The organism is Streptomyces sp. NPDC004609 (assembly GCF_042873655.1).
Classification (GTDB): Bacteria; Actinomycetota; Actinomycetes; order Streptomycetales; family Streptomycetaceae; genus Streptomyces.
Genome location: NZ_JBIALS010000020.1, coordinates 1 through 22,660, shown reverse-complemented (window position 1 = coordinate 22,660; position 22,660 = coordinate 1). Strand labels below are relative to the sequence as shown.

At 72.4% G+C, this 22,660-nt stretch carries 15 protein-coding genes; 11 read left to right on the top strand and 4 right to left on the bottom strand.

The window, feature by feature from the left end:
• Nucleotides 1-11 precede the first annotated feature (11 nt).
• The 5 genes from ACFYT4_RS20455 (at nt 12) to ACFYT4_RS20435 (ending at nt 7,294) form a co-directional block, all read left to right on the top strand.
• Entirely contained in the window at nt 12-1,745 is a 1,734-nt protein-coding gene (locus ACFYT4_RS20455) for a cation acetate symporter (RefSeq protein ID WP_389270565.1), read from the top strand.
• Nucleotides 1,742-2,968, top strand: a complete 1,227-nt coding sequence (locus tag ACFYT4_RS20450; protein WP_389270562.1) for a sensor histidine kinase — start codon at nt 1,742-1,744, stop codon at nt 2,966-2,968. The genes ACFYT4_RS20455 and ACFYT4_RS20450 overlap by 4 nt, the downstream gene beginning before the upstream one ends.
• A gap of 237 nt (nt 2,969-3,205) precedes the next feature.
• Nucleotides 3,206-5,416: an MMPL family transporter gene (locus tag ACFYT4_RS20445; protein ID WP_389270559.1), complete on the top strand. Its 2,211-nt coding sequence runs from the start codon at nt 3,206-3,208 to the stop codon at nt 5,414-5,416.
• Between the two features lie 5 nt (nt 5,417-5,421).
• Nucleotides 5,422-6,627, top strand: coding sequence for a sensor histidine kinase (locus tag ACFYT4_RS20440; RefSeq protein ID WP_389270556.1), 1,206 nt, complete (start codon nt 5,422-5,424; stop codon nt 6,625-6,627).
• 1 nt (nt 6,628) lies between these two features.
• Nucleotides 6,629-7,294, top strand: coding sequence for a response regulator (locus tag ACFYT4_RS20435; protein ID WP_389270553.1), 666 nt, complete (start codon nt 6,629-6,631; stop codon nt 7,292-7,294).
• Nucleotides 7,295-7,730: 436 nt separating this feature from the next.
• On the opposite strand, the gene ACFYT4_RS20430 is transcribed toward ACFYT4_RS20435, so the two are convergent.
• Together ACFYT4_RS20430 and ACFYT4_RS20425 are read right to left on the bottom strand one after the other, a co-directional pair.
• Nucleotides 7,731-8,252, bottom strand: coding sequence for a hypothetical protein (locus ACFYT4_RS20430; RefSeq protein ID WP_389270550.1), 522 nt, complete (start codon nt 8,250-8,252; stop codon nt 7,731-7,733).
• A gap of 255 nt (nt 8,253-8,507) precedes the next feature.
• Nucleotides 8,508-9,059: a sigma-70 family RNA polymerase sigma factor gene (locus ACFYT4_RS20425; protein WP_389270547.1), complete on the bottom strand. Its 552-nt coding sequence runs from the start codon at nt 9,057-9,059 to the stop codon at nt 8,508-8,510.
• 556 nt (nt 9,060-9,615) lie between these two features.
• Here ACFYT4_RS20425 and ACFYT4_RS20420 point away from each other — a divergent pair.
• The gene (locus ACFYT4_RS20420; protein WP_389270544.1) at nt 9,616-10,827 is read left to right on the top strand and encodes a CapA family protein; all 1,212 of its coding nucleotides are present in this window, start codon (nt 9,616-9,618) and stop codon (nt 10,825-10,827) included.
• Nucleotides 10,828-11,240: 413 nt separating this feature from the next.
• Here the strand turns inward: ACFYT4_RS20420 and ACFYT4_RS20415 are convergent, their stop codons facing one another.
• Complete coding sequence (locus ACFYT4_RS20415; RefSeq protein ID WP_389270542.1) at nt 11,241-11,702, bottom strand: universal stress protein; 462 nt, start codon at nt 11,700-11,702, stop codon at nt 11,241-11,243.
• A 59-nt stretch (nt 11,703-11,761) separates the two neighbouring features.
• Here ACFYT4_RS20415 and lysX point away from each other — a divergent pair, with 59 nt between their 5' ends.
• On the top strand, nt 11,762-15,046 hold the full coding sequence (gene lysX / locus ACFYT4_RS20410; protein ID WP_389270540.1) for a bifunctional lysylphosphatidylglycerol synthetase/lysine--tRNA ligase LysX: 3,285 nt from the start codon (nt 11,762-11,764) through the stop codon (nt 15,044-15,046).
• Between the two features lie 213 nt (nt 15,047-15,259).
• The gene (locus tag ACFYT4_RS20405) at nt 15,260-16,135 is read left to right on the top strand and encodes a polysaccharide deacetylase family protein (RefSeq protein WP_389270538.1); all 876 of its coding nucleotides are present in this window, start codon (nt 15,260-15,262) and stop codon (nt 16,133-16,135) included.
• 234 nt (nt 16,136-16,369) lie between these two features.
• On the opposite strand, the gene ACFYT4_RS20400 is transcribed toward ACFYT4_RS20405, so the two are convergent.
• Nucleotides 16,370-17,023: a class F sortase gene (locus ACFYT4_RS20400; protein ID WP_389270535.1), complete on the bottom strand. Its 654-nt coding sequence runs from the start codon at nt 17,021-17,023 to the stop codon at nt 16,370-16,372.
• 889 nt (nt 17,024-17,912) lie between these two features.
• Between ACFYT4_RS20400 and ACFYT4_RS20395 the strand changes: the two genes are divergently transcribed.
• The 3 genes from ACFYT4_RS20395 (at nt 17,913) to ACFYT4_RS20385 (ending at nt 22,094) form a co-directional block, all read left to right on the top strand.
• Nucleotides 17,913-18,908, top strand: a complete 996-nt coding sequence (locus ACFYT4_RS20395) for an SCO0930 family lipoprotein (protein WP_389270532.1) — start codon at nt 17,913-17,915, stop codon at nt 18,906-18,908.
• A 205-nt stretch (nt 18,909-19,113) separates the two neighbouring features.
• On the top strand, nt 19,114-19,926 hold the full coding sequence (locus ACFYT4_RS20390; protein WP_389270528.1) for an SAM-dependent methyltransferase: 813 nt from the start codon (nt 19,114-19,116) through the stop codon (nt 19,924-19,926).
• Nucleotides 19,926-22,094 (top strand): putative bifunctional diguanylate cyclase/phosphodiesterase, encoded by a 2,169-nt coding sequence (locus ACFYT4_RS20385; RefSeq protein WP_389270898.1) that lies wholly within the window; start codon nt 19,926-19,928, stop codon nt 22,092-22,094. Before ACFYT4_RS20390 ends, ACFYT4_RS20385 begins: the two co-directional genes overlap by 1 nt.
• Nucleotides 22,095-22,660 lie beyond the last annotated feature (566 nt).

The following is a 22,660-nucleotide window of genomic DNA, read 5'->3' as shown; positions in this document are numbered from 1 at the left end:
GGCGGCACCCGGTGAACCAGGCGTACGCGGTCACCGCCGTCACCGCCGTGGTCCTCGCCACCGTCCTCATCGGCGGGCTCGGACTGCGGATATCCCGGACGACCTCCGACTTCTACGTCGCCTCCCGCACCGTCAACCCCGGCCTCAACGCCGCCGCGATCAGCGGCGAATACCTCTCCGCCGCCTCCTTCCTCGGCATCGCCGGACTGGTGCTCCTCCAGGGCCCGGACATGCTCTGGTACCCCGTCGGCTACACCGCCGGCTATCTCGTCCTGCTGGTCCTGGTCGCGGCCCCGCTGCGCCGCTCGGGCGCGTACACCCTCTCGGACTTCGCCGAGGCGCGCCTCGAATCGGCCGCCGTGCGCAGGCTCGCCAGCCTCTTCGTCGTCGGCATCGGCTGGCTCTATCTGCTGCCCCAGCTCCAGGGCGCGGGACTCACCCTGGAGATCCTCACCGGGGCGCCGGGCTGGGTGGGCGGGGTGGTCGTCGCGTTCGTCGTCACGGGCGCGGTCGCGGCGGGCGGGATGCGGAGCATCACCTTCGTCCAGGCGTTCCAGTACTGGCTCAAGCTCACCGCCCTGCTCGTGCCCGCCCTGTTCCTGGCCGCCGCGTGGGCCGCTGCCGACGCCCCGCGCGCGGACTTCGACGCGCCCGCGGTCCTGCGCGAGCACACCGACGTACGCATCGACGACACCGTACGGATCCGGCTGGACGAGCCCCTGACCCTCACCGTCGACGGGGAGATCGACGGCACCGCGTACCGGGGGAGCACGGTCACCCTCGGCGAGGGCACGCACCGGGTGGCGCGGGGAACGAGCCTCGGGCTCCCCGAGGGCGCGCGGGTACCCGAGCGCGCCTCCTCCGGCACGGACCCGTCGAGCTGGTCGCAGCCGCTGTCCGGCGGCCGTGACGGCTACCACCTGTACGCCACCTACGGGCTGATCCTCGCCACCTTCCTCGGCACGATGGGCCTGCCGCACGTCGCCGTCCGCTTCTACACCAGCCCCGACGGGCGCGCCGCCCGCCGCACCACCCTGGTGGTCCTCGGACTGATCGGAGCGTTCTACCTCCTGCCCCCGGTCTACGGCGCGCTCGGCCGGATCTATGCCCCCGAACTCGCCCTCACCGGGGACGCGGACGCCGCCGTCCTGGTGCTCCCGGAACGGATGCTCGGCGGAACGGCGGGAGACCTGCTCGGCGCGCTGCTCGCGGGAGGGGCGTTCGCCGCGTTCCTGTCCACCGCGTCGGGGCTGACCATGTCCGTCGCCGGGGTCATCTCGCAGGACGTGCTGCCCTCGCGCGGGGTGCGGCACTTCCGGCTGGCGACGCTGCTCGCGATGACCGTGCCGCTGGCCCTGAGCGTGGTCGCCACCCACGTTCCGGTCGCCGACGCGGTCGGGCTCGCCTTCGCCGTCTCCGCGTCCTCGTTCTGCCCGCTGCTCGTCCTCGGGATCTGGTGGCGCGGGCTCACCCCGCCGGGCGCCGCCGCGGGTCTCGTCGTCGGCGGGGGCTCGGCGCTCACCGCGGTGATGGCGACCCGCGCCGGGCTGGCGCCCGAGGGCTGGGGGCACACCCTGATGGCCTGGCCCGCCGTCTGGTCGGTGCCGCTCGGCTTCCTCACCATGGTGCTGGTGTCCCTGGCGACCCCGCGCCACATACCCGCCGCGACCGCCGCGATCCTGGCCCGGCTGCATCTGCCGGAGGACCTCACCGGGCGGCCCGGACCCGAAGGAGCGGAGCGATGACCGGTACGGGAACGGCGGCGCTGGCCGCTGCCGGAGTGCTCCTCCTCATGGCGGGGATCGCGCTCGGCCGCTTCACCGAGCGGCGCGGCGCCCGGTCCGACCTCGATCTCGGGACACCCGTCGAACGCGCCACCTTCCACACCCTCCACACCGCTTCCCTCGCCGCACCCCCGCTGCGGGTCGGCCTCACCGAGGACACCGCCCGCAAGGCCGCTCGGCGGCTGCGCTCCCTGCTCGGCACCGAGGCGCTGTGCCTCACCGACCGCGAGTCCGTGCTCGCCTGGGACGGCCCCGGGGCGGACCACCACGAACAACGGGTGATGGTCCGCGTCGCCGAGATGCTGGACTCCGGCCGCAGCCAGAGTGTGCACACGGCGTGCGAGGACCTGGAGTGCCCGCTGCGCTGGGCCGTGATCGCGCCGCTGACCGGCGAGGAAGGGGTGCTCGGCGCACTCGTCGCCTATGGCTCGCGGGAGTCGGCCGTGCTGGTGCGGGCGGCGACCGAGGTGGCCCGCTGGGTCTCCGTACAGCTGGAACTGGCGGAACTCGACCGCTCCAGGACCCGGCTGATCGAGGCGGAGATCCGTGCCCTGCGGGCCCAGATCTCCCCGCACTTCATCTTCAACTCGCTGGCCGCGATCGCCTCCTTCGTCCGCACCGACCCCGAGCGGGCACGCGAACTGCTGCTGGAGTTCGCCGACTTCACCCGCTACTCCTTCAGGCGCCACGGGGAGTTCACCCAGCTCGCCGACGAACTGCGCTCGATCGAGCAGTATCTGGCGCTCGCCGGGGCCCGCTTCGGCGACCGGCTCAAGGTCACCCTTCAGGTCGCGCCCGAGGTCCTGCCGGTGGCACTGCCGTTCCTCTGTCTCCAGCCGCTCGTCGAGAACGCCGTCAAGCACGGCCTGGAGGACTCCACGGGCGCGTGCCGGATCACCATCGCGGCGCAGGACGCGGGGGCCGAGGCCATGGTGACGATCGAGGACGACGGCGTGGGCATGGACCCGGCCGAGCTGCGGCGCATACTCGCGGGAGAGCGCCCGGCCTCCGCCGGGATCGGTCTGTCCAACGTGGACGAACGGCTGCGCCAGGTGTACGGGGACGATCACGGGCTCGTCATCGAAACGGGTGTCGGCGCGGGCATGAAGATCACGGTCCGGGTGCCCAAGTACCGCGCCGGAGTGCACTCGTCACCGGGCCGGGGACCCTCCGGCCCCTCCTGAGCGCCCGCGCCGAGGTGCGCCGCCGGTTCGGGGCGAACTCTCCCGGACCGGGCCCGCCCCGCTGCAGCCGGACACCTCGCCAGGGGGCGGGTCCGTCCCGCCGCCGGGGCCCGTCCCGACGCCGGGCCCGGGGCCGCCACGCCCCCGCGGGCACCGTCGCGTCCACCGGTCGGTGGACCCGAAGTCCAACCGGTCGAGCCTCATGGCGGCGGGGTGCCGCCGACCAGCATGGTCGGCATGAAGAACTTCCCTGTGAGAACGGCACGCTGGAGCGCCCGGCACCCCTGGCGCGCGATCGCCGGATGGTTCGTCTTCGTGGCCCTGTGCCTCGGGGCCGGGCTCGCCGTCGGCGGAAACCCGGCCACGTCCGAGGACTACCGGGTCGGCGAGGCGGGCCGTGCGGAGGCCATGGCGGCCGAGGGCGGTCTGCAGCAACGGCCGCTGGAGCGTGTCCTGATCACCGCGAAGCCCGGGACCGGACCGCTGGACACCGAGGCCGCCGGCGCCGCTGCCCGGGACATCACCGAACGGATGAAGCGGCTGCCCGAAGTCCGCTCCGTGGGCTCCCCCGTCCCGTCGCGGGACGGAACGGCCCTGCGGATCGACGTGACGATGAAGGGGCCCGAGCTCGACGGAAAGAAGCATGTCGATCCGCTGCTGGCCCGAACCGCCGAGGTGCAGAAGGCCCACCCCAGGGTGCGGGTGGAGGAGGTCGGCGGCCCGTCCATCGGCAAGGGCGTCGACAAGCTGCGCGGTGACGACCTCGCCCGCACGGAGATGATCGCGCTGCCGGTCACCCTGCTGACCCTGCTGCTCGTGTTCCGCTCCTTCGCCATGGCCGTGGTGCCGCTGGTGCTCGCGCTGACCTCCATCGTCTCGGCCGTGGGACTGTCGATGCTGGCCTCGCACGCCTTCCCGGACGCCGGGGTCGGCACCAATGTGATCCTGCTGATCGGCCTAGCCGTCGGTGTCGACTACACCCTCTTCTATCTCAAGCGCGAGCGGGAGGAACGGGCGCGCGCAGGCGGCCGGCTCAGCCCGCATGCCGCGGTGGAGTTGGCCGCGGCCACCTCGGGGCGGGCCGTCGTCGTCTCCGGGCTCGCCGTCGCCGCCTCCGGCGCCACCCTCTACCTGGCCGACGACGTCATCTTCTCGTCCATCGCCACGGGCACCGTCGTGGTGACCCTGGTCGCCGTCGTCAGCTCGCTGACCGTACTGCCCGCGCTGCTCGCCGTGCTGGGCGCACGAGCCGAGCGCCGGGCCCGGCGCCGGGCGGAGGGCCGGCCCGCGCGGCGCCCCGGGGCCGGGAAGCCCCGGAAGGACCGCACCGGCGGTGGTGTCACCGGGGCCCTCCTGCGCGGCGTCGCCCGCCGGCCCGCCGCCACCCTCGCCGCCGGCACCCTCACGCTGCTCGCGCTCTCCGCCCCCCTGCTGGGACTCCGTCTCACCGACATGGGCCGTGAGACCCACTCCCGCACCGTCCCCGTGATGCAGACGTTCGACCGGCTGAACGCGGCCTACCCGGAACTGAAGGCCATGCACCAGGTCGTCGTGCGGGCCGAGCCGGACCGGGCCGGTGACGTGGCGGCCGCGCTGCGCGAACTCGCCGACCGTGCACAGGCCGATCGGACCTCCACGGGGGCCGGGGCACCCGTGACCTCCCCGGACCGCCGGATCACCCTGGTACAGCTGCCGGTGCCGCACCATGTGAGTACCGCCGAGGCCCGGCGCTCGCTCGACCGGGTCCGTACGGTCCATCTGCCGGGGACGGTGGGGGCTGTGAGCGGCGCGGAGAGCGCGGTCACGGGAGACGTGGCACGGTACGCCGACTATCCCGCGCACCAGAAGCGCAAACTGCCGCTGATCATCGGCACCTTGCTGCTGGTGACCTTCGGCATGACGGTGTGGGCGTTCCGGTCCGTGGTGCTCGGTCTGATCGGCGTGGTGCTCAATCTGCTGTCGGCCGCCGCCTCGCTCGGGGTGCTCGTCCTCACCTTCCAGGGCACCTGGGCCGAGGGGCTGCTCGATTTCACCTCCACCGGCTCGATCGGCTCCCGGGTCCCCCTGTTCCTGTTCGTGATCCTGTTCGGCCTGTCGATGGACTACCAGGTGTTCGTGATCAGCCGGATCAGGGAGACCGTCCGGCACGGTGCCCCGACCCGGCGGGCGGTCCTCGACGGCATCGGCAGCTCCGCCGGGGTGGTGACGAGTGCCGCCTTCGTGATGGTGACGGTGTTCGCGAGCTTCGCCGCCCTGCATCTGATCGAGATGAAGCAGATCGGCTTCAGCCTCACCGTGGCGGTGATCATCGACGCCTTCGTCATCCGGATCGTGATCCTGCCCGCGCTGATGCTGCTCCTCGGCGACAGAGTCTGGTGGCCCTCACGGATCCGAAGCCGCCCGGCCGCCCCGGATCCGGAGCGCCGGCGCACGGTCACCGTAGGCTGACGGGCATGGACGAGGGACCGCGCTACGGCACCGTGACGGGAACGCCCGTGCTCCACCGCTGGAACGCGGTCCTGTGGGTCCTGTGCGGCCTGGTGCCGCCGGCCATCGCGACGGCGGACGACCCCGGGGCCACGAGGGCGGGCGTGCTCATGCTGCTGGGCGTCATCAGCCTCAGCTACGCCCTGACCGCCCTCTTCCCGGGCCAGTGGCTGCTCGGGCGGCGCGGCCATCTGTACGTCCTCGCCCTGGGCTTGGGCGGGGTGTCGTATCTGATGGGCGGCGGGGCGGCCCTGTATGTGTTCTCCCAGCCGCACTTCTGGATCTACGCGACAGGTCCGTCCGCCGCGATCGGCTTCAGCGGCCTGGCCGCCGGGCTGGTGGTGGCGGGGGATCTGCTGCGCGCCGGACCGGACGGCTGGGCCGCGGAGCTGACCTCGGGCAACGTCGTCGCCGTCCCGCTCGGGTTCGCGGGAAGCGTCCTGCTCGGCCTCGCCTTCCAGGGGCTGACGGCGCAGAGCGAGGCCCGCGCCCACCGACTGGCGGCCGAACTCGCCGGCGCGCGGCGAAGCCTGGCCCGGATCGAGGCAAAGGCGCAGCGCGAGCAGGGAGCCACCGAGGAGCGCGAGCGCCTCGCCCGGGAGATCCACGACACCCTGGCCCAGGGGTTCGCCTCGATCGTCGTCCTGGCCGAGGCCGCCCGTACCGCCCTGGAGTCCGATCCCGGGCGGAGCGCGCAGCAACTGCGGTCGATCGAGCAGACGGCACGGGAGAACTTCGCCGAGGCCCGGGTGCTCGTGGGCTCCGCGCCGCGCGGCGGCCTCACCCAGGGCCCGGTGTCGCTGACCCTGCGCCGCGTTCTGGACCGGTTCGCCGAGGACACCGGGATCACGCTGAACACGGAACTGGGGGAGGTCAGCTGCGACCAGCCGACCCGGATCGCCCTGCTGCGCTGCCTCCAGGAGTCGCTCGCCAACGTCCGCAAGCACGCGGGCGCCTCCACGGTCGGCGTGGTCCTCGCCCGCCGCTCGTACGGCGTCGAACTCGAAGTCACCGATGACGGGAGCGGGTTCGTCGTGGAGGAATCCCGGGGGTTCGGCCTCGACGGTATGCGCAAGCGCCTGGCCGAACTCGGCGGCGAGCTCACCGTCACCAGTTCGATCGGCGACGGGACGCTCGTCCTCGCCGTGATTCCCGACCACGGGCAGGTGTGAGATGCCGACGAACAGTCCGGTGGAGCGCGTGCTGCGCATCGTCCTCGCCGACGACCACACGGTGATGCGCGCGGGGGTCGCCGCCCTGCTCGCGTCCGATCCCGGCATCGAGATCGTCGGGGAGGCCGACAACGGCCGCGAGGCCGTCGACCTCACCGAACGGCTCCTGCCCGATGTGGCGCTGCTGGACCTCCGGATGCCCGTGATGGACGGGGCCGACGCCACCGCCCGTATCGTGGCCGGGCCCGCGCCGACCCGGGTCCTGATCCTCACCACGTACGACACCGACGCCGAGATCGAGCGCGCGGTCGAGGCGGGCGCCATCGGCTATCTGCTCAAGGACACGACGCAGGAGCAGCTGAGCGACGCGATCCGCGCCGCCGCCCGGGGCGAGACCGTGCTCGCCCCCCGGGTCGCCGAACGCCTGGTGGCCAGGATGCGGCAGCCCGCCCCGATTCCGCTGACGGCCCGCGAGGCCGAGGTGCTGGGCGGTGTCGCGGACGGTCTGTCCAATGCGGAGATCGGCAGGCGGCTGGTCATCGCGGAGGCCACGGTCAAGACCCATCTCCTGCGGGTGTTCGCCAAGCTGGACGTCAGCGACCGTACGCACGCGGTGGTGGTCGCTCTTGAACGCGGTCTGCTGATCCGCCCGTCGCCCCCGGGGTGATCGGGGCGCGGGCGCGGGCGCGGGGGGATGTCCGCGGGCCACGTCCCCGCACGGGGAACGGGCACCGGCACGGGGAGCGGGGTCTGCCGACCGCACGACGGCCGCACCATGGGCAGGAGAAGGGGGACGCGCAAGGCACTCCGGCGCCAGGGCGCTCGTGAGTCCCGCACAATCACGGCGGACACCCGGCCGATGCCTGCCGACGAGGTGCTTCCGGGCGGGCGGATCGCCGGGGTGCCGCCCGCGGCCGCACGGTCACGGCTGCGCGGGTGGGCGGATCGATCACGATCCGTCCGGGGCACGATCACCGGAGCACAGCCGTGCGGGCTCGCGGGTGATGTCCGGGCAGGCCCCCCGGCCGTGCCGGTCGGCGGCCCGGGGCAGGGCCCGCGCGCGAGTCCGGCCGCACCGTGGGCAGGAGAGCCGCGGGAGCGGCTCAGAAGAGATGGATCGCCAGATGGCTCAGGGGCAGCCCCATCTGCCAGGCAGGCGTCCATATCTGCTCGCCCTCGTCCACGATCATGTCCAGCGGGTTGGCGGGGTGCCACGGTTCGGAGTCGCCCAGGTCGGCGGCGAGGAGCTCGGTCTGCCGCAGCCATCTCCAGGAGTCCCTCGCCAGCGCCAGATCCGGGTCCGGTCTGCCGCCGAGTCCGCGCTCGCGTTCCTCACGGGCGGCCAGCCGCTCCCGGACCCACTCCGGCCAGGGATGGCCGTACGAGGTGAGGTTCAGCCACTCCTCTATCCGGGCCACCGCCCGTGCGCCGGCGAGTTCGTCGGAGCTGTCGCACAGATAGATGGTCAGTGCCAGTGTTTCCCGGCCCGCCCGGTACTCCAGCGTGCCGTTCTCCACGAGAGCGCCCGTGCGGAGCATCTCGTCGGCGATGTACTCGGCGCAGAGCCACGCCATGGGGATTGCCAGCGCTTCTCCGCTGGTGCCGTTCGTGCTCTCGGGCTGCACCTTCCCACCTTCTTCCGGACGACTGCGTGTCGACTCGGAGACGAGCCTCCACCGAGTGACACGGCCGCGCGCCCGTCTTTACTCAACTTCACCGTGACGTTTCGCATACTGCGGCCCGATCGCCGTGGCCACAGGGGGGCGGGGATACCGGCGGGACGTCCGGGACGCGCGTGATCGTCCGGTGATCAGCCCTGGGGGCGGGGGAGGAGCAGGGGCCGTGTGCCGTGGGGCGTGACGGGGGAGGGAGCCGGTGGCTCAGGCCGCCGCCCGGCGGGGGCGGGCATAGCCGGGGAGACAGCGGGCGAGGGCACGCAGCGCGTAGTACGAGCGGGACTTGACCGTGCCGGGAGGTATGCCGAGGGACCGCGCCGCCTCGTTCACGCTCAGCCCCTGGAAGTAGAGCCGGTCCAGCACCGCCCGGTGGTCGGGGCTCAGCGACCCGACCGCCGCGCGCACATCCAGCGCCGCGACCGCCGTCTCGGTGATGTCCGAGGGGTCGGGGGTGGTGGCGAGCACGCTGTCCCCGATCTCGGTGGGCCGGGCGAGCCGGGAGCGGCGGGCGTCGATCGCGAGGCGGCGGCCGACGGTGAAGAGCCAGGGCCGCATCGACTCGTACGGGGCGGCGAACGCCTCGGGGTGCTGCCAGGCGCGTACGAGCGTCTCCTGGAGCAGATCCTCGGCGCGCTGCTGGTCCCCGTAGGTCAGGCCCTGGAGGAAGCTCAGCAGCGCGGGGCCGTGTTCGCGTTGCAGGTCCGCGATGGCCCGCTCGTCGGTGGTCGAGGAAGCGGTCACGGTCGCCGTCGGCATGGCCAACACCCTTTCGCGCGGAGTCGTGGATGGCGGGTACGGGTCACTGGGGATCGGGTCGCTGTGCTGCGGGGGGCTGTGGGGCGTATACGAACCCATCCGGAAGCCGGGTGACAGTCGGCTCGCCCCGGTCCTCGGCAAGCGGTCGCTCCGAGCGGCGAGTGGTGCGACGAGCGGGTGGCCGGATCCGGGCGGCCGGGGAAACGGGCCCTTGGACGGCGAACGATCCGAACGGTCCCGTCCGGTGACCGCGGGCGCCGTGCGTCCGGTGAGCGACCGGCCCTGACCGAGGTTCGATCGGCCGGGTCTGTTTGCGGTCCACCCGGTCCGGCCGGGGCCGCCCGATGTTCGTTGTGCGTCCGTTCGCTTCTGTTCGCGTTCGTTCGCGCCCGCTTGGACCCGTCCCCGTCCGTTCGCGCCGCCTCGGATTCACTCCGGCTCGTTTCAGGGCCTTTCGGGTCATCTTCCGGCCCGTTGCGGCGATCCGGCGGCCGTGTCGCTTGACTCCGCACCACTCTCCCTGTGCATTCGGATTGGCATATCAAATTCTCTTTGGATGGGTTGGTGGCCGCTCATGGGACGGCGCTCGCGCCACGGGACCGCCGTCGCCGCCGCCCTGCTGCTCGGGGCGGTCGCCGCGTGTGCCGGGCCCGGCGGCGGCCCGGCCGCTCAGTCCCCGCGCCCGTCCGGGCCCTCCGGGTCCACGGCCACGGGCGAAAGCGCCCCGGAGCGCGGATTCACCCTGGTCGCCAGCGGCGACGTCCTGCCGCACGACTCGGTCATCCGCCGGGCGAGGGAGGACTCCCGGGGCGACGGCTACGACTTCCGGCCGATGCTCGCGGGTGTCCGGTCGATCGTCGCCGAGGCGGATCTGGCGATCTGCCATATGGAGACCGTGTACGGGGAGGAGGGCGACTACCGGGGCTACCCCACCTTCACCTCACCGCCGCAGGTCGCCCGGGGCCTCGCCGCCACCGGCTACGACGCCTGCTCCACCGCCTCCAACCACTCCCTGGACGACGGCGCGGACGGGATCGAGCGCACTCTCGACGCACTGGACACGGCGGGCATCCGGCACAGCGGCTCCGCCCGTACGGCCGAGGAGGCGGCCACCCCCGCCTGGCTGAAGGCGGGCACCGCGAGGGTCGCGCAACTGGCCTACACCTACGGAACCAACGGCTCCCCGCTGCCCGACGGACGGCCCTGGGCCGTCGCCCTCATCGACGAGAAGAAGATCGTCGCGGACGCCCGCGCCGCCCGGAAGGCCGGTGCCGATGTGGTCGTCATCAGCCTCCACTGGGGCACGGAATGGCAGACCGACCCCGACGAACGGCAGCTCGGCCTCGCGAAGAGCCTGACCGCGTCCACGACGGCGGGACGCCCCGACATCGACCTGATCACCGGCACCCATGCGCGTGTCCCCCAGGCGTACGAGAAGGTCAACGGCACCTGGGTCGTCTACGGCATGGGCGCCCAGATCGCCGGCACGATGGTCAACTACTCCGGCCGCTTCGACCCGCGCGGCAACCAGGGCTCCATCGGCCGCTTCACCTTCTCGCCTCCGGCGAAGGCGGGAGCGCGGTGGCAGGTGACCAAGGCGGAGTTCGTACCGCAGATGATGGACATCGAGGCGGGCCGGGTGGTCAACCTGCCGGGCGCGCTGACGGAGGAGGGGGCTCCCGAGGAGTACCGCGAGGCCCAGGAGGACATCAGTGAGGCGGTGCTCGCCCGGGGCGCGGCGAAGGACGGCCTCACGATGGGCCGTTGACGCTCCGGGCCGCGATGCCCGTCTCCGGGCGCGGCCCGGTGGGGCCGCCCGTCTCCGGGCGCGGCCCGGTGTGTCGGCGCTCGTCCTCGGGCGCGGTCTGATGGGGCCACCTGTCGGGCGCGGCTCGCTGTGTCCGTGTTCGTCCTCGGGCACGCCCGGTGTGACCGGCCCTGCCCGGGCGTGCGGCCTCGCCGGGGGCGCCGCCCCCCAGTCCCCGGGCCTCGAACGCCGGCCGGGCTGAACCGCCTGCCTCCCGTCCCGCGGGTCCCGTGCCACAGGCGTCGGCGGGGCTGCCGGTCACCGGGCCCGCGTCTCGATCGCCGCCGGGCCGGATTCGCGTCGGAAGGCCGGGGGCCGGCGGAGCACGTCCGCACGGCCGGGAGATCCCAGGGTCAGGGGTCAGGTGTCAGGTGTCAGGGGACCACGGTGACGGGCCAGTGGCCCGTCCTCACCAGGCGGACCGCCACCGAGCCGATGAAGCGGTGACCCGCCGACTCCGACAGACCCACCACCACCGCGTCCGCCTTCAGCTCGTCCGCCGCGCTCACCAGGCCGCCGTACGGATCACCGGGGAACGTGTGGAACTCCCAGCGGACGTCCCAGATACCCCGTACCCGCTCGGTCGCGGACCGGATCTCCGCCACCAGGCCCTCCGCGATCTCGCCGGTCGTGTCCGCGACGGGTGCTCCCAGCGCCGCCCCCGCGGGCATCACCGGCTGGATGTACACGATCGCGAGCAGCGCGTTCTGCCTGCGGGCGAGACCGCTCGCGTACGCGACCGCCCGCAGCGACGAGTCGGAGCCGTCGACACCGGCGACGATGACCTTCGGCCCGTCGGTGCCGCGCTCGAACTGAGGGGTCTGTCGATCGGTCACACCATCGAGGCTAACCGGTCCGAGAGGCGGCCCGTCGGCCGCTTCCATAGAGTCTGTTCATGAGCGTCACCGTGAAGGAGACCGCTTCGGTCCGCCGCCCTTCGATGAGCAGGGTGCCCGGCGCATTCGCGATGATCTTCGCTCTGCTCGGCGTGTACTGCGCGGCCATCGCGCTGATCCCACCCCTGCGGTACCTGCTGCGCCCGATCACACGCTTCCTGGACGTCGTCGTCGTACCCGTCAGCGCGAACCTCGCCTACGCCGTCTTCCTGCTGCTGCTCGCCGCCGCCGTCGGCGCCCGCAAGAAGACGGCCTGGTGGCTGGTGGTCGTCTATCTGTCCCTGCTGCTGCTCGCCGACATCCTGCTGATGGTCCTCGTCGTGGAGTGGACCTGGGCCGCCAATCTGGCACTGTGCGCGATCGCGCTGACCGTGCTGGTGGTCGCGCGCCGCGAGTTCTACGCCCGGACCAGGCACGGCGCCTTCTGGCGGGCCCTGCTCGTCCTCATGACCGGGCTCACCCTGGGAATCCTCGCCGGATGGGGACTGGTCGAGCTGTTCCCCGGCGGCCTGCCGCAGTCGCAGCGGCTGCTGTGGGCGGCCAACCGGGTCCTCGGCGGGCTGGTGTCCACCGACGAGTTCGACGGCCGGCCGTCCCGCTTCCTCTTCTTCCTCCTCGGACTGTTCGGCGCGATCGCGCTGCTCGCCGCCGCCGCGACCCTCTTCCGCTCCCAGCGCATGGAAGCCGCGCTCCACGGCGACGAGGAGGCCCGTATCCGCGCCCTGCTCGGCGCGTACGGCTCACACGACTCGCTCGGCTACTTCGCCACCCGCCGGGACAAGGCCGTCGTCTTCTCGCCCAGCGGCAAGGCGGCGGTCACCTACCGCGTCGAGGCCGGAGTCGCCCTCGCCAGCGGTGACCCCGTGGGCGACCGGGAGGCCTGGGGACCGGCCATCACGGCCTGGCTGGACGTCGCCCGGCGCTACGCCTGGGCCCCGGCGGTGATGGGCGCCTCCGAGGAGGGCGCCAAGGCCTACGCCCGCTCCGGGCTCGGCGCCATCCAGCTCGGCGACGAGGCGATCGTGAACGTCGCCCGCTTCGATCTCGACGGCCGTGACATGAGAGTCACCCGGCAGGCGGTGAACCGGGTGCGCCGGACCGGCGCCACCGTCCGGGTACGCCGCCACTCCGCCCTGACCGACGACGAGATGCGGACCGTCGTCGAGCGGGCGGACACCTGGCGCGACACCGAGACCGAACGGGGCTTCTCCATGGCGCTCGACCGCCTCGGCGACCCCGCCGACGGCGACTGCCTGCTCGTCGAGGCGTTCGGCGGCGACGGACGGCTGGAGGCGCTGCTCTCCTTCGTCCCCTGGGGCAGGGACGGCATCTCCCTCGACGTGATGCGCCGCGACCGCGCCGCGCCCAACGGCATCATGGAGTTCATGGTCGCCGAGCTCTGCGCCCAGGCCGGCCGGCTCGGCGTACGCCGGATCTCCCTCAACTTCGCCGTCTTCCGCTCCGCCTTCGAGGAAGGCGCCCGGATCGGCGCGGGTCCCGTCCTGCGGATGTGGCGCGGCCTGCTGCTCTTCTTCTCCCGGTGGTGGCAGCTGGAGGCCCTGTACCGGTCGAACGTGAAGTACCAGCCCGAGTGGTACCCGCGCTTCCTCTGCTACGGGGACGCGGGCTCGCTGGCCCGCGTCGGACTCGCCTCCGGGATCGCCGAGGGCTTCGTCTCCGTGCCGAGCCTGCGCACCCTGTGGGGCAGGGGACGCCCCCGGGGGCTCACCACACCCGTCAGTACCGAAGGCCTCCCGTCCATCGACATGCTCGGGCTCGCCGGACCCGGCTCACCGGCGGAGGCGGTGCGGCGCCAGCCGCCCGAGCAGGTCCGCGTCCGCCACCGGAAACTGGCACGGCTGCGCGAGGCCGGTGTCGACCCGTACCCCGTGGCGACCGTCCGGCGCACCGCCACCCTCGCCGAGATCCGCGACAGCCATGCCGAGCACAGCGGGCGGACGGTGACGGTCGCCGGCCGGGTGATGGCCGTACGCGACTTCGGCGGTGTCGTCTTCGCCGTCCTGCGCGACTGGTCCGGGGACCTCCAGGTCGCCCTCACCAGGGACCGCTGCGGACCCGCGGTGCTGAAGGGCTTCACCGACGACGTCGACCTCGGCGACCACATCGACGCCACCGGCACCGTCGGCGTCAGCGACAAGGGCGAGCCGTCGGTGTTCGTCACCGGCTGGCACCTCACCGGCAAATGCCTGCGGCCCCTGCCCGACCAACGGCACGGGCTCGCCGACCCCGAGGCCCGGGTGCGCCGCCGCTATCTGGACCTGGTCGCGGGCCCGGACGCCCGCGAGGTCGTACGCCGCCGCTCCACGGTGGTCCAGGCGCTGCGGCAGGGCCTGCTCGACCGCGGCTATCTGGAGGTCGAGACCCCGATGCTGCAGCAGATCCACGGCGGCGCCAACGCCCGGCCGTTCACCACCCACATCAACGCCTACGACCTCGACCTGTATCTGCGGATCGCGCCCGAGCTGTATCTCAAGCGGCTGTGCGTCGGGGGCATGGAGAAGGTCTTCGAGCTGGGCCGCACCTTCCGCAACGAGGGTGTCTCCTCCAAGCACAACCCCGAGTTCACGATGCTGGAGGCGTACCAGGCGTACGCCGACTACCACGTCATGCTCGATCTCACCCGTGAACTGATCCAGGGTGCCGCCACCGCCGCCTTCGGCTCGCCCCTCGCGCACAGGGCGGGACCCGACGGGAAGCTCGTCGCCCACGACATCTCCGGGCCCTGGCCGGTGAAGACGGTCTACGGAGCGGTGTCCGAGGCGCTCGGCGAGGAGATCGATCCCGACACGGGGGAGGCCGAGCTGCGCCGCCTCTGCGACTCGTCGGGCGTGCCGCACACCCCCGACGACACCCGCGGTGACGTGGTCCTCGAAATGTACGAGCGGCTGGTCGAGGAACGCACCGGGCCGCCCACCTTCTACAAGGACTTCCCGACCGACGTCTCCCCGCTGACCCGCCAGCACCGCGACGACCCGAGGCTGGCCGAACGCTGGGACCTCGTAGCCTTCGGTACGGAACTCGGCACCGCCTACTCGGAGCTGACCGACCCCGTCGAGCAGCGGCGCAGGCTAATGGCGCAGTCACTGCTCGCCGCGGGCGGCGACCCGGAGGCGATGGAGGTCGACGAGGACTTCCTGGACGCGCTGGAGTACGCGATGCCGCCGACGGGCGGGCTCGGTATCGGGGTCGACCGGCTGGTCATGTTCCTCACCGGGCTGACGATCCGCGAGACCCTCCCCTTCCCGCTGGTCCGCCGCACCTGACGCCCGGCCCGCGCGGGGACGCCGGCGGGCCCGGACGCCGGCCGTGCCGGGGGTCTGCCGTGGAGGTCTGCCGTGTGTGGGGCCCCGGGGGAATCCGCGGCAGGGGAACACCAGAGGAGCCGCCCGCGTGTTCGACTGCTCCCATCGGGTGTTTTCGTCCGCACGGGCGTGTTGGTGTCGGATCCGGCCCCTTGACCGTGCGAGCAGTTGGTCATGAAGAAGGATCAGACGCCCCCGGACCGCCGGTCGGTTCTCCGTATCGCCGCCGGACTCGGCGCGTTCGCCACCGCGGGGCTGCTCGTGACCGATGTGACCCCGGGCGGGGAGGCCGCCCCTCCCCGGTCCGGCGGCGGCGCGGCGGGCTCCGCGGGCGGTGTCCGTCCGGTGAGCGGCCCCCAGATCGCCGGGACCCCACCGCTGAAGTCGTCGTCCTACCGGCTGCTGCCCATGACGGGCCACCAGCCGGCGAAGGCGCGCCGGGCTCTGCCGCCCGTACGCAGGCACCCCTTCCTGCGGCTTCCGGAGACCGGCAGGACGATGGTGCTGACCTTCGACGACGGACCCGACCCCCGCTACACGCCGGACATCCTGAGCGTCCTGCGCCGCTACGGCGTGCCCGCGATGTTCTTCGTCTGCGGCGGGATGGCGGCCGCGAGCCGGGGCCTGTTGCGGGAGATGGCCGACGACGGCCATGTGATCGGCAACCACTCCTGGTCGCACCCGCTGATCCCCAAGCTCCCGCCGTCCGGGATCCGCAGTGAGCTGGGCCGTACGAGCGAGATGATCGAGAAGGTGCTGGGGGAGGCGCCCCTGTGGTACCGGGCCCCCTTCGGCGCCTGGAACAGGCTCTCGTTCGAGATCGGCGCGGAGCTGGGGATGGAGCCGCTGGCCTGGACGATCGACACCCTCGACTGGACCGAGCCGGGCACCGGGACGATCGTGCGCCGGGTGGTGGAGGGCGCGGGGCCGGGTGTGGTGGTGCTGTCGCACGACGCGGGCGGCAACCGTTCGCAGAGCGTGGCGGCCCTGCGGAGCTATCTGCCGAAGCTGCTGGACGCGGGGTACCGGATCACGGTCCCGTCCCGCTGAGCGTGCCCGTTCCCGGCGGTGTGCCCGGCGGCGAGTCAGCCGGTCGCTCGGGCGCGGCTGGCTCCCGAGCCACCCGGGCCGGCGCCACCCGTGCCGCCACCCCATACCGCCACCCCGTACGGCCACCGGTGCCGGAGCCCCTTGGGAGAACGTCGCGCCGGGGAAACCCCCGGGAGCCGCGCCAGGGAACACCGGCGCGAGCCGTGCCGGGGAGGCCGCACGGCTCGCCGCCGGTCAGCGCGACGTGATCATCCGGGCGAAGACGACCACGTTCCCGTCGTGGCCGTCGTCCCGGGAGCAGCCGCCACCGCAGGTGATCACGCGCAGTTCGGGGTAGCCGGTGTCCCCGTAGACCCTGGCGCCGGGGAATTCGTCCTTGTGGTACACCTCGACCCCGTACACCTCGAACACCGCGGTCTTGCCGTCGAGCCTCGGCACCTCGATCAGCCGGCCCCTCTCGATGGAGCCGAGACCGTGGAAGACGGCGGGCCCCGAGCGATTGCCGACATGCCCGACGAGCACGGCGGTGCCGCGCTGGCCGGGGGAGATGCCGTTCTGGTACCAGCCGGCGATATGGGGATTCCCGGCCGGCGGTGCCTCGATCCAGCCGTCGGGATCGAGCCCGACGTTCATGACCGGGGCGTCGACCCTGATCGAGGGGATCCGCACCCGTTCGGCCGGTGCGAAGTCCAGGGACCGGGGGGTGGCGAGAGGTGCGAGGGTCTCCCTGTCGGGACGGCTGAGTGAGGCGGCAGCGGCGGGCTGCGGCGGGCCCAGGGCGACATCCACCCCGTCTTTCATCAGCGCGATACCCGTGAGCATCACGAGGGCCAGTACGCCCCAGGGCGAGCGCATCCTCGACTCCGGGCCGTTGTCGTCCTCGCCCATGGATTCTCCCCTTTGTCATCTTTTCAGACGTCTACGGACACGCTAAGTGAGCGCGGCGGGAGTGGCGAGGAGGGAAGGGCGAACGGGTGGCGGCGGCCACCCGGCGTGATCCATCCGTGTCATCGGGTCGGACAGAACTTCTGACGGTCCGTGACCTGCGGCTCCGTCAGGCGTCGGCGGCGTGTCGGGGGCCGGCGGGATCACCGGGGTGGACCGGTGCCGAAATGCGAGGAGTGGTGTACTCGGTGATGGTTCGTTATCGCGGCGCCGACGGCCGTCTCCGCGGATGTCGGGCCGAGGGAACCCCCGAGACCGCCGAGCGCCACCCGGCCGGAGGTCCGTCCGGTCAGACAATCGCGCCGACCGTGCGGCGACGGCTCTCCACCGCCCATGCCCGACGCCGCTATTCCGGTTGTCCGGGCCGTTGTTGTTCCGGTTGTCCGGGCTGTTTCTGTTGTCGCGGTTGTCGCGGCCTTCGGAGAGCCGGACCGTGGGGAAGGCGTTCGATGTGACCGTGCCACCGCGGTACCTGTTTCCACAAGGCAGGCAATGCCCCTCGATGACCGAAACGCCAAAAGCCCCTTTTCTCTCCCGCGGTCTCTGCCGGGCGAATGGGTCATAGTCGTAGCCCGGCCGGAGGACACGGCCGGCGTGTCCCCCCCGCCGACGCCGGACGCGCGTCCCGCCCGCGATGGCCGCCGGGACCGCGTTCCCCCTGGTCCGGGCGGGTCCGTACCGAGGGGCCCGGGCTCGCCGGCGGAGGACCCCGGACGGGTGGCGAAGAAATTTCCGACCGCGTTGAACACATCGCCGTCCCGTGTCCGTACCTAGGGCCATGAACGGCGCACCCAAGGCGTCGCATCAGGCTGGATGAACTACGGGAGTGGACATGAACACCTGGCGGAACGCCTCGCTCGCGGTGACTGCGGCGGCCGTACTCGCGCTGACGACGGCGTGCGGTCAGGACAAGGGCAAGGAGAACACGAACGGTCAGTCCGTCGGTGCCGCGAACCAGGCCCAGCCCGGAAACGGCGGCTACGGGGATTACGGATCGGGAGGCGCCAGCGCCCAGGGAGCGGCCGCCAAGCCGGCCGGCCAGCTGGCGGTGTGGAACAGTCCGGACCTCGGCAAGGTCGTCACCGACAGCGCGGGTCTCACGCTCTACCGCTTCGACAAGGACACCGCCTCACCGCCGAAGTCGAATTGCGATGGCGACTGCGCGAAGGCGTGGCCGGTTGTCGCCGCGGGCGGCGCCTCGGCCGCGCCCGGCATCGACGCCTCGCTGATCGGCGAGGTCACCCGGTCCGACGGCAGCAAGCAGCTGACCATCGGCGGCTGGCCGATGTACCGCTTCGCCAAGGACACCAAGGCCGGGGACGCCAAGGGCCAGGGAGTCGGCGGCACCTGGTTCGCCGCCGCCCCCGACGGCAAGAAGGCCGGTGGCGGCGCGGGCGGCGGGGCGGGCTCGGACGGCTACGGCACCGGCGGTGGCGGGGGCGACGCCGGCGGGCAGCCCGCCGATCAGGCGGGGCTCTCCACCCGTCAGGACCCCAAGCTCGGTGAGATCGTCGTCGACAGGAACGGCAGGACCGTCTACCGCTTCATGAAGGACTCGGCCTGGCCGATGAAGACGGCCTGCACGGGTGACTGCCTCAAGAAGTGGCCGGTTGTCGCCCCCGTCGACAAGAACGACACCAAGGGAATCCTGAAGAAGGGATTTGTCACCTTCAACCGTCCCGATGGAATCAAGCAGCAGACCATCGACTGCTGGCCGCTCTACACCTTCGCGGGCGACGCCAAGGCCGGAGACACCAATGGCCAGGGAGTCGGCGGCACCTGGTTCGCGGTAAACCCGCAGGGCAAGCCGGTCGGAGCGCCCAAGTAGTCCCCTCGCCGCGACTCCGGCCCGGCCGGCCCGCCTCACGTCCCCCGCGTGACGGCGGGCCGGTTGCCGTGCCGGAGTTCTGTGACCAAGAACGGACCGCGAATTTCCGCTTGGGCTCGCCCAATTGGCGGGCGATCAGTAGCCTCGGCTCGAACACTGGCCATGCACATGGCCGGACTTACTCCGTGGCGACTTGGAGACATCGATGGAGCGTCCCGCCTGGGCCCCGCCCGGCATCGACATATCGGTGCCGAGCGTGTCCCGCATGTACGACTACTATTTGGGCGGTTCGCACAATTTCGAGGTCGACCGGGAAGCCGCCCGCAGGGCGATGCGGTTCATGCCGGGACTGCCGAAGATCATGCAGGCCAACCGGGCGTTCATGCGCCGTGCGGTGAATTACGCGGTGGAGCGCGGAGTCACCCAGTTCCTGGACATCGGGTCGGGAATTCCGACATTCGGAAATGTCCACGAGGTGGCGCAGAAGGCGAACGCCCGCTGCCGAGTTGTCTACGTCGATCACGATCCGGTAGCGGTCGCCCACGGCCGGGCCGTGCTCGAAACGTACCCGCAGACGGCCGTTTTCGCCGCCGACCTGCGCAAACCCCGGCACATCCTGGAGAGCCCGGAGGTCGGCGAACTCCTCGATCTCCGGCAGCCGGTGGCGCTCCTGCTGGTTGCCGTGCTCCACTTTGTCGAGGACTCGGACGACCCCTACGGCGCGGTGGGGGAACTGCGGGATGCCCTCGCGCCGGGAAGTCTGATCGTCATCACCCACGCCGCCTACGACGGCGTGCCGGTGTCGCAGGAGCAGACGGCGGACGCGGTCGGCGTCTACCGTGACATCCGCAATCCGTTGATCATGCGTTCACATGAGCAAATTGCTCGGTTCTTCGAGGGGTACGAGATGGTCGAGCCCGGACTGGTGTCCATGCCGCACTGGCGGCCGGACACCCCAGCCGAGCAGGAGGACCCATATGCCTTCTCAGGCTTCGCAGGGGTGGGGCGCAGGGCGTGATGGCGCCGTCGCAGGCATCGGGTCCCACGGCGGACCCGGACGGTCTTGAGGACAGACTCCGCCGTTTCGCGACCATCTGGAGCCGTGCTGTCTTTCCCGTGACGGCGACCTCCCTGACCCGTTCCGAGGTCGAGGAGCATCTGCTGCCGCTGGCCCGGCAGTTGAGCGAGTCACTGCACGCGCGCCCCTTCGACCCGCAGGCGGCGCAGCGGATCGGTGCCGCGCTCGTCGAGGCGCACTGCACCGACCCCGAGGCGCTCACCCGCACCCTCGGTGTCATCGACTCCTATCTGGTGCTGTACTGCGGCGACGCCGGGGCGGCCGACCTGGCCGTCGAGGAGAGCCGCGCCCGCTGTTCCCGGCTCCAGCACGCGGTCGCCGCGGGCTTCGCCCAGGGGCTGCGGGACCGTACGCTCGCCGAGCAGGAGGCCATAGCGCGCTCCTCGCTCCAGGCCCGCACCGACGCCGTGCACGCCCTGCACGCCACCGAGACGCGGCTGCGCGCCGTCTTCGAGGGGGCCGCGATCGGCATAGGGATCGCCGATCTCGGGGGCAACGTCCTGGAGGTGAACGAGACACTGACCCGGATGTTCGGCGGGCTCGAACATCATGTGCGGGCCAAGCGGATCACCGAATGGGCCCATCCGGAGGACCGGCCCCACATCGGACAGCTCTACCGTGAGCTCATCCGGGGCGAACGTGAGCACTTCCGGGTCGAGAAGCCGTTCTTCCGCCATGACGGCACCGTCCTGTGGACCAATCTGACGATGTCCCTGCTGCGGGACCCGGAGGGCCGGCCGCAGTACCTGCTGGCACTGCTGGAGGACACCACCGAGAGACGGCTCCTCAACCTGCGCCTGCGCTACGAGGCGACGCACGACGCGCTCACCGGGCTGCCGAACCGGACACTGTTCTTCGAACGGCTGGAGAAGGCGCTCACCGCGGGCGGCGACGCCCGCTTCGGGCTCTGCTATCTCGACCTCGACGGCTTCAAGGCCATCAACGACAGCCTCGGACACGCCACCGGCGACCGGCTGCTCGTCGAGGTCGCGGACCGGCTCCAGAGCTGCGCCACCGCGCCGGGGGAGATGGTGGCGCGCCTCGGCGGCGACGAGTTCGTGGCGCTGACCACCGGGCCCGACACGGAGTACGAGGTCGGCGAGCTGGCCTCCCGCATACTCTCCGCGCTCGGCGCGCCGATCCGGGTCGACGGACGCGAGTTCACGGTCCGCGGCTCCATCGGCATCGTCGAGGGTCCCGCACGCGGACGCACCACCGCGGAGGTGCTGCGCAGCGCCGACATCACGATGTACCGGGCCAAGTCGGCGGGCGGCAACCGCTACGAGCTGGCCGACCCGGAGCTCGACGCGCGGGCCATCACCCGGCACGGGCTGACGACCGCGCTGCCCGCGGCGCTGGAGCGCGGTGAGTTCTTCATCGAGTACCAGCCCCTGATCCACATGGGTGACGGAACGGTCCACGGCGCGGAGGCGCTGGTGCGGTGGTCGCACCCGCAGCACGGTGTCCTCGGTCCGGACCAGTTCATTCCGCTCGCCGAGCACACCGGGCTGATCGTGCCGCTGGGCCGCTGGGTGCTCCAGGAGGCCGTACGGCAGGCACGGTACTGGCAGGAGCACCGCACCGAGGGCGTCCCCCTGCGGATCAATGTGAACCTCTCGCCGACCCAGCTCCAGCACCCCGGCCTCGTCACCGACACGGTCGCCGTACTGGAACGCGCGGGCCTCGAACCCGGGGCTTTGTGCCTGGAGGTCACCGAATCCGCGCTCATCGGCGCGGACGAGGGGCTGCTCCGGCCGCTGCGGCAGCTCGCCGAGCTGGGGGTGGACATCGCGCTCGACGACTTCGGCACGGGGTACTCCAATCTCGCGAACCTCCGGCGGCTGCCGGTCAGCGTGCTGAAGCTGGACCGCTCCTTCACCAAGGGCATGCAGCACGCGCCGGTGGACCCCGTCGACCTGAAGATCGTCGAGGGGATCGTGTCCCTGGCCCATAGCCTGGAACTCGCGGTCACCGTGGAGGGGGTGGAGACGGGGGTCCAGGCGGACCAGCTGCGGGAGCTGGGCTGCGATACGGCTCAGGGGTGGTACTACGCACGTCCGGGGCCGCCGGACAAGCTGCATTCGCTGTCGCTGGCCGACGCGATCTGATCCCACCGGCCTCCGGAGCCCCGCCGCCACATCCGGGCGGGGCCGCGCCCTCCTTCCCCCGGGCCTTCGCGGCCCGGGGCCGTGCGCGCCTCACTCGCCGGCCGGGCTGGTGCGTGCGGGTTCTTGTTCGGTGCGCGTGGTTGCCGGGCTCTGCCCCGGTCCCCGCGCCTCCATCGCCGGCGGGGCTGGATGTGTCCGCGGGCTCCTTGTGTACGGATGGCCGGTGGGGCCGGAAGTCTCCGGGGGCGGGTTGCCTTCTCAGCCCGTCCGGCGTTTGAGGACACGGCCGCGGGGGGGGGGGGGGGGGGGGGGGGGGGGGGGGGGGGGGGGGGCCCGGGCCGCCCCCCCCCCCCCCCCCCCCCCGCCCCCCGCGCCCCCGCCCCCCCCCCCGCCGCCCCCCCCCCCCGCCCCGGGGGGCCGGGGGGGGGGCGGGGCCCGCCCCCCCCCCCCCCCCCCCCCCCCCCCCCGGGGCCCCCCCGGGCGCGGCTCTGCGCTCAGGCTCCACTCGTCGGAGCGAAGTGCGGAGAAGCCTCTTCGCCTCTGCTGGGCAGGAGGCGTTCTTCGAG